The sequence below is a fragment of the Ornithinibacillus halophilus genome, from assembly GCF_900129485.1.
Lineage (GTDB): Bacteria > Bacillota > Bacilli > Bacillales > Amphibacillaceae > Ornithinibacillus > Ornithinibacillus halophilus.
The window spans coordinates 1-14698 of sequence record NZ_FQVW01000060.1; the positions used below are offsets into that span (position 1 = coordinate 1).

The 14698-nt window shown below is 37.3% G+C and carries 13 protein-coding genes; 9 read left to right on the forward strand and 4 right to left on the reverse strand.

All coding sequences use genetic code 11. From position 1 onward, the window contains the following. Nucleotides 1–351: 351 nt before the first annotated feature. The 9 genes from BUB12_RS15690 to BUB12_RS15730 all read left to right on the forward strand — a co-directional run bounded on the left by BUB12_RS15690 (nt 352) and on the right by BUB12_RS15730 (nt 11992). The gene (locus BUB12_RS15690; protein WP_072891854.1) at nt 352–1215 is read left to right on the forward strand and encodes an AraC family transcriptional regulator; all 864 of its coding nucleotides are present in this window, start codon (nt 352–354) and stop codon (nt 1213–1215) included. A 174-nt stretch (nt 1216–1389) separates the two neighbouring features. Continuing rightward, nucleotides 1390–2382: an acyltransferase family protein gene (locus BUB12_RS15695; protein WP_072891855.1), complete on the forward strand. Its 993-nt coding sequence runs from the start codon at nt 1390–1392 to the stop codon at nt 2380–2382. Nucleotides 2383–2607: 225 nt separating this feature from the next. Continuing rightward, nucleotides 2608–3600, forward strand: coding sequence for a hydroxyectoine utilization dehydratase EutB (gene eutB / locus BUB12_RS15700; RefSeq protein WP_072891856.1), 993 nt, complete (start codon nt 2608–2610; stop codon nt 3598–3600). Between the two features lie 21 nt (nt 3601–3621). Beyond that, nucleotides 3622–5271 (forward strand): PucR family transcriptional regulator, encoded by a 1650-nt coding sequence (locus BUB12_RS15705; RefSeq protein WP_072891857.1) that lies wholly within the window; start codon nt 3622–3624, stop codon nt 5269–5271. 502 nt (nt 5272–5773) lie between these two features. Then, nucleotides 5774–6982 (forward strand): M24 family metallopeptidase, encoded by a 1209-nt coding sequence (locus tag BUB12_RS15710; RefSeq protein ID WP_072891858.1) that lies wholly within the window; start codon nt 5774–5776, stop codon nt 6980–6982. Between the two features lie 17 nt (nt 6983–6999). Then, a complete protein-coding gene (locus BUB12_RS15715; RefSeq protein ID WP_072891859.1) occupies nt 7000–7971 on the forward strand; it encodes a cyclodeaminase in 972 nt (323 codons plus the stop codon). Nucleotides 7972–7977: 6 nt separating this feature from the next. Further along, nucleotides 7978–9189, forward strand: coding sequence for a M20 metallopeptidase family protein (locus BUB12_RS15720; protein ID WP_072891860.1), 1212 nt, complete (start codon nt 7978–7980; stop codon nt 9187–9189). A 28-nt stretch (nt 9190–9217) separates the two neighbouring features. Beyond that, entirely contained in the window at nt 9218–10657 is a 1440-nt protein-coding gene (locus tag BUB12_RS15725; RefSeq protein WP_072891861.1) for an aldehyde dehydrogenase family protein, read from the forward strand. A 12-nt stretch (nt 10658–10669) separates the two neighbouring features. Beyond that, nucleotides 10670–11992 (forward strand): aminotransferase family protein, encoded by a 1323-nt coding sequence (locus tag BUB12_RS15730; protein WP_084063380.1) that lies wholly within the window; start codon nt 10670–10672, stop codon nt 11990–11992. Between the two features lie 200 nt (nt 11993–12192). Here BUB12_RS15730 and BUB12_RS15735 read toward each other — a convergent pair whose 3' ends face one another. The 4 genes from BUB12_RS15735 to BUB12_RS15750 all read right to left on the reverse strand — a co-directional run bounded on the left by BUB12_RS15735 (nt 12193) and on the right by BUB12_RS15750 (nt 14307). Next, the gene (locus tag BUB12_RS15735) at nt 12193–12933 is read right to left on the reverse strand and encodes a DUF5694 domain-containing protein (protein ID WP_159431590.1); all 741 of its coding nucleotides are present in this window, start codon (nt 12931–12933) and stop codon (nt 12193–12195) included. A 141-nt stretch (nt 12934–13074) separates the two neighbouring features. Beyond that, complete coding sequence (locus BUB12_RS15740; protein WP_084063381.1) at nt 13075–13530, reverse strand: hypothetical protein; 456 nt, start codon at nt 13528–13530, stop codon at nt 13075–13077. 2 nt (nt 13531–13532) lie between these two features. Further along, the gene (locus tag BUB12_RS15745) at nt 13533–13727 is read right to left on the reverse strand and encodes a helix-turn-helix transcriptional regulator (protein WP_072891863.1); all 195 of its coding nucleotides are present in this window, start codon (nt 13725–13727) and stop codon (nt 13533–13535) included. A gap of 211 nt (nt 13728–13938) precedes the next feature. Further along, nucleotides 13939–14307: a hypothetical protein gene (locus BUB12_RS15750; protein ID WP_072891864.1), complete on the reverse strand. Its 369-nt coding sequence runs from the start codon at nt 14305–14307 to the stop codon at nt 13939–13941. Nucleotides 14308–14698 lie beyond the last annotated feature (391 nt).

Here is a 14698-nt window from a genome sequence, read left to right on the forward strand (position 1 = left end):
AAGAAGTCAATTCCTCGGTACAAGGCAGCAAAGAAGTTTATTCAAGTAGTCGCCTGGCTGAGGCCGTGCCCGCGGCAAAGAAGACACTGTGAAATTCACCGAAGGACAATTGAACAGATGTCGCCCTTGTGCTGGAAGTGAAAGCGACTGCCCGTAGCGTAAATCAACTAAGCAGTTACGTAGGATTTTTAAACCAGAAATAATTAACCTTCTGAACAACTGCTTATTATTTTTTAATTTGGATTATAAAAATTAATTTCCAACTTTTTTATCGATATTTTTTATGTTAAAAATGTCGAGTATTACGATAGCTGCTTTGTTATTATGAACTCATGAAAGGAGGGATATGTTTTGCTTAAAGAATTAAACCAAGTAATTGATTATATAGAAGACCATTTAACAGATGATTTATCTCTAGAAATGATATCGGATTACGCAGGAGTTTCCGACTACCATTTTAGAAAAATATTTTTTTACCTTGCTGGAATAACGCTAAATGAGTATATAAAAAACAGAAAACTATCTGAAGCAAACAAGGAGTTATTGAATGGCGAAAAAGTAACAGATATCGCCTTTAAATATGGCTATCAATCAGTAGACGGCTTTACTAGAGCATTCAAAAAATGGAGTGGCTTTTTACCATCAGATGTGATTAAAAAGGGGATTAGCAAAACCTTTCCCAAACTTTCATTCGTAATAACTGTTAAAGGAGGAACAGCTATGGAATTTAGAATTGAAGATAAACCAAAGTTTAATTTAGTCGGTGTAAGTAAACGTGTTCCAATGCAATTTGAAGGGGTTAATAATGAGATTGTAAACCTTGCGAAGAGCATTACACAAGAACAGAGGGAAGAAATGCACTCTCTACAAAACATCGAACCGTTTGAAGTTGTTAATGCTTCTTATGATGCTGATGCTAATTTCTTAAAAGAAGAAGGTGGCTTAACGCACTTAATTGGTGTATTAACGACGAAAAATGTTGTAAGCAATCAATTAGATGTCGTACCAGTCGAAGCTTGTACGTGGGCGATTTTCCCAAATGAAGGACCATTTCCATCTACATTACAAGAAACGATGGCGAAAACTTATTCAGAATGGCTGCCTTCATCTGATTATGAAGTCATCCAAGCACCTTCATTTTCGTTTACTAAAATGGACCAACACAAAAAAGACTATGCATATAGTGAAGTGTGGATTCCTGTACGAAAGAAATAAGGAACGATTTTCCATTTCTCACATTACAAATATTACATGCTAGTTTCATATTTTAGTGTTAATTTTCATGCTACTAACATGTTGATTAAACCTCTCCATAATGCGCTTTTTCCTATTGATGAACGGGTAAAAAGGTAATACGATAGGAAAACAATGCACAAGGGAGAGGGAGAAATGGAAAGAGAAGCTTACTTTGACAATGCGAAATTACTACTAATCTTTCTTGTCGTATTTGGTCATGTGATTCAACCATTTACCATAGATTCACCAGGGGTCAACACTTTATATATGTGGATTTATACGTTCCATATGCCAGCATTTATTTTCTTGGCTGGATTTTTTGCAAAAGGATCAGGAAATAAGGAATATATTGTAAAGCTAGCAAAAAAATTACTAGTTCCCTATATAATCTTTCAATTGATCTATACGAGTTATTATTTTTTAATAGGCAAATCAGGCTTTCAAGCAGATGTCTTTTATCCGCATTGGTCATTGTGGTTCTTGTTAAGTTTATTTTGCTGGCACCTTTTATTATCGATTTTCAAACGAATCCCAGCACCAATCGGAATCGCTCTGTCTGTTGTTATAGGGATAGTCGTTGGGTATTTTGGAGAGATAGGCCATCAATTTAGCCTCTCTCGTACATTCGTGTTTTTCCCATTTTTCTTAATTGGGTACTGGGTAACGAAAGATCATGTTTTTTGGCTCAAACGTAAAAGTGTTAAAATTATATCTGTTATGACGATGGTAGTTGTTGCGGTTGCGATATATCTTGCTCCCGAGTTAAATACTGGTTGGTTATTAGCATCAAAATCTTATGGTGACTTAGGGTTACCAGAGTATGGTGGATTAGCAAGATTTCTTGTCTATGCTACATCATCACTGATGGCGATTAGTGTTTTAGCGTGGATTCCTTTGAAACAATTCCAATGGACGAAACTTGGTCAACGAACATTATATGTCTATTTGCTACATGGATTTATTGTCCAATACTTCCGTAAAGAGGAGTTGTTTTATGTAAATGGTATATTCGATTTACTAGGTCTAGCTGCAATTTCAGTAGCCATTGTATTCTTACTATCTAGTAAGCCAGTGCAAGGAATTAGTCAGCCATTTATCGAATGCAAAGCCTCCATTATGAGAAAATACGTTTCTTCGGTAAAATAACGGTTATAAAGAAATCCTGAAACCATTTTTCGAGTGATTCGTATAAATAGATACCCCCCCTTTTTAAAGTTTTAATAGTTAAGACTGCTTTCGTTTGAGGAAGCAGTCTTTTGCTATATTTTAGGTGAAATCCAAATATTACTCAGAAAAGATGTAAAATTCAGTTAAAATTTAAAGGAAAAAGTAATAGAATAAAAGAAAGAATATATTATTGGGGGTTAGCCTATGAATCCCAGTACACGGAAACAAACTGTAACAATCCAAGATGTGTGGGAAGCACGAAAACGAATCAAATCCATTGTTCAACCAACACCACTTATTACCTCACCAAAGTTGTCACAGATACAACAAGCAAATGTCCACCTTAAGCTAGAAACACTTCACGAAACTGGTGCCTTCAAAGTCAGAGGGGCTGCCAACAAAATTCTCAGTTTATCACCAGAAAAAAGAAAAGCAGGAGTTACAACATTCTCTACTGGAAACCATGGTTTAGCCGTAGCTTGGATTGCCAAACAACTAGGTATGAAGGCTGTTATTTGTATATCGAATCGAGTCCCAGTTGCTAAAGTTAACGCCATGAAACAGTATGGTGCCATCATCGAAAGAGTAGGGGACAGTCAAGATGATGCCGAAGAATTTTGCTATCAATTGGAAAAAGAACAAGGGTTAACGGTCATAAAGCCATTTGATGACCAACATGTAATTGCCGGTCAAGGAACAATTGGAATAGAAATAATGGAGGACCTCCCCACAATCGATACAATTCTAATCCCTTTATCTGGAGGGGGGTTATTTTCAGGAATAGCACTTGCACTTAAATCCTATCAACCTGACATTCGTGTTGTGGGTGTGTCGATGGAAAATGCAGCCGTGATGGCCGAAAGTTTAGTAGCAGGTCAACCAGTTGTGCTGCCGGAAGAGGATACTTTGGCAGATAGCTTATTAGGAGGTATAGGGTTAGATAACCAATATACTTTTCAAATGGTACGTGATTTACTCGATGATATGATCCATGTATCAGAAGAGGAGATAGCGGATGGCATGGCATTTTTGTTAGAACATCACCAGTTAGTTGCTGAAGGTGCAGCAGCAACTGGAGTGGCTGCAATTCTAAGTGGCAAGTTACAAACGAAAGGGAAACAAATTGCAACGATTATTACTGGAAATAATGTAGATATGCCAGTTATAGCCAGGATTTTACAAAAGCGATTTTTGTAGTTGTACGGGGGGAGGGTAACGATGAATTTATCTGTGGAGGAAGTAGTTAATCTGCCAATCTTAAAACCAGCGAAAGTAATCACAGGAAAAGACCAGCTAAAAAACTATTCAGTTGAATGGGTATCTGCTATTGAAGGAACGGTTGAAAATTTTGTCCGAGAAAAAGAATTTGTTTTAACGATGGGTATGGGATGTGAGAATAATCCTACGAAACTATTATCTTTTGTCCGTGATGTTCAAGAATCTGGAGCATCTGCCTTAGGAATTGCTACAGGGAGATATATTTTTGAAATTCCAAATGAGGTAATGTCATTTGCAGAAGAGAAGAATTTTATTCTAATCGAATTACCGTGGGAAATTCGTTTTGCCGATATTCAGCAGCAGACGATGAATAAAATTAATGAATGGCAAGAAGATGTTTCCAAACAATCTCGAATGATTCAGAAGCGACTAATTGATCTAGTCGTACAAGGAAAAGATTTATCAACAATTGTAAAATATGTGGAGGCGAAATTAGGATGGTCCATCGTTTTTACAGATGATAAAGGGAGAATTACTGCTGGTGGGTCAGACCCTAAAGAAATGATTCGGTTATGGGATGAATTAGAAGAAAAAGATGGAGTATCCGTCGATGAGCCTCTCTCTCATCATATGCAACGCATTCAACATGATGGTCGAAAATTGTTGAAGAAGGAAATTTCCGCAGGCGGAGTTAGTCAGGGGAGTTTCATTGTTTTATTTCCAGCTAATACCGATATCACGAGCAATGTGCTTCATATATTGGAATATCTATCTGCAGCTGCAGCTCTTTGGATTTCCCGGGAGGATGCTATTGTAAAAACGGAAAATCGGTTACGAAATGATTTTATCTGGAATTTGGCGAAAACACCGAATTATTACGATGAAACCCTTCATACACGTGCAAAGTTGTTTGGCTATAATTTGCTTTTGCCATATATTTGTATGATTGGGTATTCGGAAAATATTGATGAGTTATCGGAAGATCGATACGACCATAGTCAGTACGGGCTAAAAAGTCTTATTTATTATATTGAAGAGGAAATTCGATATGCAGGTAAAGTTGTGGATCGTCAGGTGGCATTCACATTCGATGATGATCAACTGATAGTGTTCTTAGAAACCGATGATACAAATGAGCCGAATTCCATTCATTATTTTCTAGATTTAGTAGAAAAAAGGTTGAATGCGCTCATTCCAGGGGTAATTTTTTCTTGGGGAATTGGCATGCATGAGGATGGAGTAATGCATTTTCATGATAGTTATAAAAAGGCCAAATCCGCATTAGAGATGGGAAGACAGCAAAAGGGAATCGGTCAGCGCGTGAATTTTGAAGATACGAGATTAAATCGACTGTTGTTAAACTTAGCCCAAAATGATGAAATTCAGGAAATTGTACTGTCCACGATTCACCCTTTAGTGCAATATGATAAGAAACGAGATGCCGATCTAATCGAAACCTTTATCGTTTACGTGAATCAAAACAGTAATGTAAGTAGAGCAGCAAGAATTCTCAACCTCCACCGTCAATCTTTATTATACCGATTAAGAAAAATTGAAACATTAACGAACTTGTCACTCGTCAATCCAGATGATGTCTTTCTATTAAACTTTAGTATTAAAGTTTGGTTAACTGGTGTGTTGAAAACATGATTCGGATGGAGGGGATTTATGTAAGATAACGGAACCAGAGCCCACCTTACAATACCGATGAATCCTCATTCCGTTAATCAACGAAAAACCCCATAAAAATACGTCCAGAAGGTTACTGGTTCCGTTATTCCCCAATTTGTAATCAAAAATTACTAGATTTGAAGCAATAACGGAAAGAGGGCCCACGAACCACATCAAAAAGGTAGATTTATATAAAATAAAGGAACCAGAGCCCACTACAAAAAAACGATGAATCCTCAATCCCTAATCCCCCTAAAATCGCATATTAATATCAAACCACCAACAAGCATCCAGTTGCTTGTTTTTTCTTCTGTAAGCGCTTTTATACAAATTGTATAAAGCCCATTCGGTAAAGTTCTTACAATATAGCGAATGCTTTGTCTCGTTGTTCCTACATATAATGATGGTAACTTATTCACCTATATGTAGCTTAAGAAATAACAGGGGTGGAGAGGCCCTAAAAAGAAAAGGAGGAAATGCCGTGTTATTTAGTCATGATGAATATCAAGAGTATCAGAGTCGGATTGCTAAGGTTAAAAAGAGCATGGAGGAAAAGGGAATTGAGGTACTGCTAGTCACCAATCCTTCCAACATGAATTATCTTACTGGTTATGATGGATGGTCATTTTACGTAGACCAAATGGTGGCTGTCATTATTGATGAAGATGAACCACTTTGGATTGGAAGATACCAGGACGCCAATGGAGCAAAAGCGACGGTGTGGCTCGATCATAACAACATCATTCCTTACCCTGATGAATATGTGCAATCACAGACAAGGCACCCGATGGACTTTATTGCTGATTTTCTAACACAAATCGGGCAGGCAAAACGAAAGATAGGTGTTGAGCTGGAATCCTATTATTTTACTGCGTTAGCCTATGAGCGATTAAAAGCAAAGCTACCAGATGCAACATTTAAAGATGGTAGTTTATTAGTCAATTATGTACGGATTATCAAATCAGAAATGGAAATTGACTATATGAAAAAGGCTGCAACGATCGTAGAAAAAGCGATGCAGACAGCGGTGAATTCTATCCATGTTGGGGCAAGACAATGTGATGCCATCGCATCGATTTATTATGACTTAATAACCGGTACAAGTGAATATGGCGGTGATTATCCAGCTATCGTCCCACTAATGCCAACAGGGGAAAACACATCAGCACCACATTTAACATGGTCTGATCAGCCGTTTAAAGATAATGACATGGTAATCATCGAAATTGCTGGATGCTTTAAACGGTATCATGCCCCACTTGCAAGAACAGTTTCATTAGGAAAGCCATCGGAGAAGGTTACGGATTTATCGAAGGTTGTAGTGGAAGGTCTAAATCATGCGTTAGATGCTGTGAAGCCTGGAAACACATGTGAGGATATTGAAGCAGCATGGAGAAAGGTGATATCCAAACATGGAATTGAAAAGGAAGCACGTCTCGGATATTCCATGGGATTAAGCTATCCACCTGATTGGGGCGAGCATACAGCTAGCATTCGAAAAGGGGATAAAACGATCTTAAAACCAAATATGACATTCCACTTAATTCCGGCTTTATGGTTTGAGAATTATGGCATCGAGATTAGTGAATCCTTCCGAGTTACGGACCAGGGAGTGGAAGTGTTAACGAACTACACTCGTGAATTAATTGTCAAAGGTGATTTTGATTTTGAAGAGCCTGTCATTAGTTAAGTAAAGGAGGTTTAACGGTGCTTATTTTTAAAGAAGAGGAAATCAAACAACAAGTCACCATCAACCGAGAAACGATTGCTGTTGTTGAGGATGCTTTTACTGATTTAGCAACAAAGCCGGTAGAAATGCCACCTATTATGCGTGTCGATATTCCTGAGAATAATGGGGAAGTAGATGTAAAAACAGCCTATATTCCAGGGCATGAGCTATTTGCTTTAAAGGTATCATCAGGATTTTTTAATAATTATAAGCTTGGATTACCGAGTGCAAATGGATTAATGATGCTGATTAGTGCAGTAACTGGCGAACCGAAAGCACTTCTATTAGATAATGGATATTTAACAGATGTACGAACGGCAGCAGCTGGAGCAGTCGCAGCAAAATACATGGCAAATGAGTCGATAACAACGGTTGGTGTGATTGGTGCAGGCGCACAAGCGAGATATCAATTGAAAGCATTACGAGAAGTTCGATCTTTCCAACATGTACTCGTTTATGGACCAACTGAAAAAAGAGTCTTGGAATTTAAAGAGGAGATGGAAGAATCGCTTGGTGTCAATGTATATATAGCAGATACCCCTAAACAAGTTGTTTGTGATAGTGACATTGTGGTGACGACTACTCCTGCAACCGAACCTGTGATTAAAAGAGAATGGTTGCATCCAGGGTTGCATATTACGGCGATGGGGTCAGATGCTGAACACAAACAGGAATTGGAAGCATCAATTCTGAAAGTGGCAGACCATTATGTGGCTGATGTGAAAAAACAAGTTAGTAGACTGGGAGAATTACGTTCTGCAATAGAAGAAGGGTTGTTTTCTGAACGCGATTCAATTGTTGAATTAGGTGATTTAACCTCAAATAAAACGCCCATCCGTACCAGTGAAAAGGATATAACGGTAGCCGATCTGACAGGTACTGGTGGGCAAGATACTGCCATTGCATTATATGCGTACAACCGATTAACGAAGACGGCACAACTTGGGTGATGAATGATGACAACAAGAGAGAAATCTTTCATTGAAATTGCAAAAGGATATGAGGAGAAATTGATTGCTTGGCGAAGACATTTACATCAATATCCTGAACTTAGTTTTCAAGAGGTAGAGACGGCAAACTTTATCATTAGTATTCTTGAAAAACTCGACAATGTCACTATTGAAAAAAATATTGGTGGAGGGAACGGGATCGTTGCAACGCTATCGTCTGGAACTGGTCCAACGTTTGCGTTACGAGCAGATATGGATGCCTTACCCATTCAGGAAGAAAACACATTTTCTTTTGCATCCAAAAATAAAGGAGTCATGCATGCGTGTGGTCACGATGCCCATGTGGCCATGTTGCTTGGTGCAGTGCACATTTTAGCAGAAGAATTTTCTAAAGGGGCAATTACAGGAACGGTTAAATGTATTTTTCAACCAGCTGAAGAAGCAGCTGATGAAGATGGATTAACGGGGGCTCCATATATGATTCGAGAGGGAGTACTTGATGACGTAGAAAGCATTGTTGCTTTACACGTTTGTCCATGGCAACCTGTTGGAACGATTCAGATGAATGATGGCTATAGCATGGCTAATGTTGATAATTTTAAAGCAAAGATTTACGCAAAAGGAGGCCATGGTGGCTATCCACATATGGGAACGGACCCCGTTTGGATACTAGGTGCAATCTTGCAGGCGTTTTATGGAGTAGTTGGTAGGAGAATATCTCCATTAGATACGGCTGTAGCTAGTATAGGAGAAATCACTTTAGGTACTGCGAACAACATTATGCCTAATGAGATACAAATAGGTGGAACGCTACGAACGTATACACCAGAAATAAGAGAAAAGTTGGCATTAGAAATTGAAAAAGTATTTTTACTGGCTGAGACATTTGGGGGAGAGTATGAATTTCACCTAGAAAAAGGGGAGCCTGCTTTAAACAATGACAAACGAATTAATCAGCTTATTGAATCAGTTGTCCGAGATACAGGAGTAACGATTCATTGGGAACCATTTGGGCTTGGTGGAGAAGATTTTGGACATATGACCGAAAAAATCCCAGGGGCATTATTTTTTCTAGGGTGTGCATTAGAGGATGGAGAAGAAAGGGATTTGCATACTCCAAACTTTACGATAGATGAACGTTGTTTACCAATTGGGGCGGCGATTCTAGCAGAGACAGCACGACGGTTTTTAACAGCACGAGCAAAGGGGGAATTGTAATTACGACTATAAAGAAAGGTGTGAGAACATGACAACAAAAGTACTTGGGAAGAAGATGTTAATCGGTGGGAAATGGGTAGATCGGGAACAAACGATTTCTGTGTTTGACCCACAAGATCAAACTGTCATTAACACGGTTCCACGCGCAACAGTTAAGGATATGCTTTTTGCTATTGATGAAGCAAAGGAAGGGGCAAGAGTTGCTGCGAAGATGCCAGTTCATGAACGGATACGAATCATTCATCTTGCAGCAGATTATGTAGAAGAACATAGGGGGATTTATGCGACAACAATTGCTAGGGAAGGTAGTAAAACAATTCGTGAAGCAAGGGGAGAAGTTGCACGTTGTATAGAAACGTTACGAATATCTGCTGAAGAGGCGAGGCGTATCAACGGGGAAACGATTCCATTTGACCAAATGCCAGGTCATGAAAATCGCTTAGGGTATTACTATCGTTTTCCAATCGGAATTATTGGCGCGATAACGCCATTTAATGATCCGTTAAATTTAGTTGCTCATAAAATAGGTCCTGCTGTGGCTTCAGGAAATGCAATTATCGTTAAACCATCAACACAAACACCACTTAGTGCACTTCTTTTGGCGGAAGCGTTTGAAGCAGCTGGTCTACCTAAAAAAGTAGTATCCGTTATAACTGGTAGCGGGTCAGAAATAGGGGATGTATTAGTAACTCATCCGGCTGTAAGAATGGTGTCATTTACGGGTGGGTTAGACACAGGTAAAGACATCGCCCATAAAGCAGGATTAAAGAAGATTAGCATGGAATTAGGGTCCAATTCACCAGTTATAGTGCTAGAAGATGCTTGTATAGAGGAAGCTGCAGAAGCGTGTGTTCCAGGAGCCTTTTCAGCAGCTGGGCAAAATTGTATTGGTGTTCAACGAATTTATATTGAGGAAAATGTGTATGATGCCTTTCGTAATCATTTCATTGCAAAATCAAAACTCTATAAAACTGGTAATAAACAACTGGAGACAACGGATATGGGTCCACTCATTAATGAACAAGAAGCAATTCGAGTGGAGAACTGGGTAGAGGATGCCTTAAAGAAAGGCGCAAATTTGTTAGCAGGAGGAAAGCGAAATGGTGCGTTCTATTCACCGACAGTGCTTGAAAAGGTGCCAAATAACGCAACAATTGCACATCAAGAAATTTTTGGTCCAGTCGTCCTTCTTTATCCTGTGAAAAACTTAGAGGATGCAATCCAACGATCGAATGCTGTTGAATTTGGGTTGCAGGCAGGAATTTTTACGAATAATGTAGACAACGCTTTTGAAGCAGCAAGAAGATTAGATGTTGGTGGATTAATGATTAATGATAGTAGTGATTACCGAATTGATGGAATGCCTTTTGGTGGAGTGAAGGGGTCTGGATTAGGTCGTGAGGGTGTGAAATTTGCGATACAAGAAATGACGGAGCCAAAGGTAATCCAATTTAATTTGAAACGATAGGGGGAGATTTTCATGGAAACAGCTATGATGAAAGATTTGCAGAAAAAATACGAGGAACTAGTAGATTTAGATAAGGCGCATTTTCTACATCCAACATCATCGATTAAACAACATCAAGAAAATGGTCCAGCATTTATTTTTACGGAAGGGGAAGGGATTTATTTAAAAGATATACAAGGAAATAAATTGATTGATAGTTTGTCTTCTTTATGGAATGTAAATATTGGTCACGGTAGAAAAGAATTAGGAGAGGTTGCTGCAGAGCAAATGGGGAAATTAGGTTTTGCTTCCACATTTGCAACATGGAGCCATGAACCAGTTATTCGATTAGCTCAAAAGGTGGCTGAAATGACGCCTGGTGATCTAAATACAACATTCTTTACTTCAGGGGGATCAGAGGCCAATGATACAGCCTTTAAAACGGTAAGACATTATTGGAAATTAAAAGGTCAACCAGAAAAGAAGAAAATTGTTTCTAGAAAGAAGTCGTATCACGGTGTTGCGATGGGATCTACAAGTGCAACAGGGTTAAAGCCATTTCACGATTTTACAACATCGATCGCACCTGATTTTCACCATGTAGATAGTTCAGCAGATGCATTAAGAGCGTTTATCGATGAAGAAGGTGCCGAAACAATTGCAGCATTTATTACAGAACCGGTGCAAGGCTCTGGTGGGGTTAATCTCCCTCCAGATGGGTATTTTCAAGAAGTACAACAGATTTGTAAGGAAAACAACATTATTTTTATTATGGATGAAGTAATAACTGGATTTGGTCGCACAGGTAAGACGTTCGGTTCAGATCATTTTAATATTGTTCCTGATATTATGTGTATTGCAAAGGGAATTACCAGTGGGTATGCTCCACTTGGTGGGATGGTCCTGACTGAAAGACTGTATAAGGAATTAATTGATTTGTCAGGAGATGGGATGTTCATGCACGGTTACACGTATAGTGGTCACCCTGTTAGCTGTGCAGTAGCATTGAAAAATATTGAAATTATCGAGCGTGAAGGCTTAGTAGAACATGTACGGGAAATGGGAGAAGAATTATTACGTGGTTTTGAAATGCTAAAACAAGAGCATGATTCAGTAAAAGACTATCGTGGGTTAGGTTTATTAGGAGCAGTTGGGCTTGATGCTGGGACCGAGGAACCAATTGCACCAAAGGTAGTGAGTGAATGCTTCAAGCGTGGAATGATTGGTAGAGCCGTAGTTTACGATGGGCAGGATACCCTTGCATTCGCTCCACCTTTTGTTATTACAAAAGAACAAGTACAAGAAATGATTGACATCGTCCACGAATCGCTGGTGGCAGTGGAGAAAGATTTATAAGAGTTCTCTAGCTTAAATATCATTTACTAGAGGCTAGGATAAAAGGAATTCAAAAAAGCACAAACCAGAACAATGTTATCTTTGGTAAAAATCATCGCTGCGGAAATATACTTCACTAAGCTAGCAAATTGTTCACTTTTGGTAATGACTTTTTAGTTCTATCCTAGCCTCTTAATTTTTGTATTAAGACAAATAATCTTCTATGATAAATAATCACTGGCTACTTTTACATCAAAAATTCCACTTTCTCGCAAAAATTGTAAAAGTAAATGAAGATGACCAAAACCATATAAAACAAAAATACGTTCTTCTTTATTATCAATCAAATTAACCAAGTTTTTGTAGATTAACATATTACGATAATACCAATATTTTGCAGTCCACGTTGCACCATCTGGGTTATTCTCATTTCCTACTAGAGCTAGCTTCATATATATTTCCTGGTTTTTTAATATATTAGGAGTTTGATTTAGCCAAAGTAAAAAATCTTTTAGTGAATGGTTTTGTTTATATGTATTTGTAGCGTATAATAAGTCTTCTCCAATTTTTGTAACTTCTTTAAATAAATCGGTGTCTTTCCATTTACTCATATCAGGAATATCCTTTTGGTCTTTATTCCAATCAACTGCATAAACTTGATTGTGTTTGCACTCTTTTGCTAAGCGCAATCCTATTTGGTCGAATTCGTTTATAGTTAATGTATAATCCTTATTTAAATAAGAAACATACCGTTCATTTAAATCACTTTGTAATTCTTGTGGATATTCTAAAGCAACTTTTGTTGGTTCAAATTTCTTTAAGCAGGCAATGACCTCTTTTATTTCATTTTGCTTTCTATTTGATAACATATCTTGCTTTTCGGATTGAAACATATCTCCGTTATCGTGACCAGAAAAATGATCTGTACCTAAAATAAATATAGTGGGTTTAATATTTAGCAACTCCTTTAACGAATATAATGATTTTATTTTGTTATCATTTTATTTGCTATAGCACAGTTTTTAAGTGAGTTAAAGCTAATATACTTCAATACTACCGTAAATAGATTTCAAAAAGTGACCAGATGAATCCCCCTTTTTTGTTTACAACAATTCCTTATTCTTTTTATAGGAGCGTTTTAAAGAAATATAACTAGTAATAAACCATAACAAACTCACGCTGAGTAACAAGGCAATTATTTCAATCCATTCACTTTGGCTGTTAGGTATACCAGTCACAACAAGATATAACAGCATAAAAATACTTGCAAAACCACCAGTTCTTACAAAAATATGCTTTAGTTCTTTTCTATAAGCTCCCTCGGTTACGACATCTGTATATTCCATACCAGAAATTATATATCTACCTGAGATGTAAGATAAGAATATAGCAATAGCAAGCAATAGAGAAACCTCTGTCTTTATATCAATATAATTGTTAAGGATACTCATTCCTACAAGGGTAAGTAGAAGAATAATCGAACCCTCAGAAAAAAAATATAACATTCTTTTTTTCTTATACTCATCATTCGGCAATAAAAAAGATATCCATGACTTCATGATTACTTCACCTCCCAAAATAGATCATTTAATGTTTTATTTAACTCCTTTGCAATTGCAATACAAAGTTGAAGACTAGGGTTATATTCCCCTTTTTCAATTAGTCCAATTGTCTGTCTAGTCACACCAACCCTCTTAGCTAACTGTTGTTGAGTTATCGACTGTGTTATCCGTATGATTTTAACATTATTTTTCATAACTTCACCTTTACTTAGAGCAATATATATATTGCATATGTAAATTATATATTACATTATATATTAAAAAAATACAACAAGTTATTTATTAAATATTTTATAAATTAACCTCGCTAACCCAACATGAATCAAAATAAAAAGAAGGTGCAACATTAGCGTCACCTTCTTTAACCATGCAACATACAGTATAAAGTTTGATCTATAAAATGAATTATCGTATTTGCATCATTTTTTGATATTCAAGAATTTCATCATCTGTAAATACGTTGGATGAAAGTCGTTTAACTTTATCCCAGTATTTCTTGAATTCTTCATAACTGTGATTTTGGTTTTCTATAAACTCAACTAAGCTTCCACCTGTAAAAATCGGATGTGTTTTAGGGTATTTTGTATCCCAGTATATATTTGCCTTTAGGTTTAATTCATTTTGGGTCTCTTTAACACGAAGATTAATTTCAACTGCACAACGAAGTCTAGGTTCTCCTCCATCTTGCCCTTCTCCCTTTCCTTTAATAAGCATTTCAGTTACATATTGATTATTTTCAAACACCATTTTCTCTTCATCTATTATGAATTTCATTTTCTAAATTCCCCCAATATTTTTATGTATATATCAAGAATAGCAGTTGAAACTTTAATTTTAAAACATTAAGTATCTGTAATTGAAGAGGCAATATATACTCTACATTACTTATTTCATTATACGTGAATAATAGTTAGGGGAAGTTCATTTTATGGGGATTCGCTCAAATCTACAATCTAAATTGTAAATGCTAAAACTAGCGAAGTGTATTTTCCGTAGCGATAGATATATTGCTAAACATCAGAATTGCTGGCAATCTACTTAAAAATCCGAACAAAATTGTTCGGATTTTCGTGCGACGGGCAGTTACACGTGGCGCTGACAACTAAGCGCCTGTTTTATCTCTTTTAGGACAGAGACGTCACTGAGGTGAAACGACTGGATGACA

Coding starts and splice junctions, on each gene's coding strand:
- BUB12_RS15740 (WP_084063381.1), bottom strand. CDS start 13,530: ATGAAGTCATGGATATCTTTTTTATTGCCGAATGATGAGTATAAGAAA.
- BUB12_RS15730 (WP_084063380.1), top strand. CDS start 10,670: ATGGAAACAGCTATGATGAAAGATTTGCAGAAAAAATACGAGGAACTA.
- BUB12_RS15720 (WP_072891860.1), top strand. CDS start 7,978: ATGACAACAAGAGAGAAATCTTTCATTGAAATTGCAAAAGGATATGAG.
- BUB12_RS15725 (WP_072891861.1), top strand. CDS start 9,218: ATGACAACAAAAGTACTTGGGAAGAAGATGTTAATCGGTGGGAAATGG.
- BUB12_RS15745 (WP_072891863.1), bottom strand. CDS start 13,727: ATGAAAAATAATGTTAAAATCATACGGATAACACAGTCGATAACTCAA.
- BUB12_RS15750 (WP_072891864.1), bottom strand. CDS start 14,307: ATGAAATTCATAATAGATGAAGAGAAAATGGTGTTTGAAAATAATCAA.
- BUB12_RS15705 (WP_072891857.1), top strand. CDS start 3,622: ATGAATTTATCTGTGGAGGAAGTAGTTAATCTGCCAATCTTAAAACCA.
- BUB12_RS15695 (WP_072891855.1), top strand. CDS start 1,390: ATGGAAAGAGAAGCTTACTTTGACAATGCGAAATTACTACTAATCTTT.
- eutB (WP_072891856.1), top strand. CDS start 2,608: ATGAATCCCAGTACACGGAAACAAACTGTAACAATCCAAGATGTGTGG.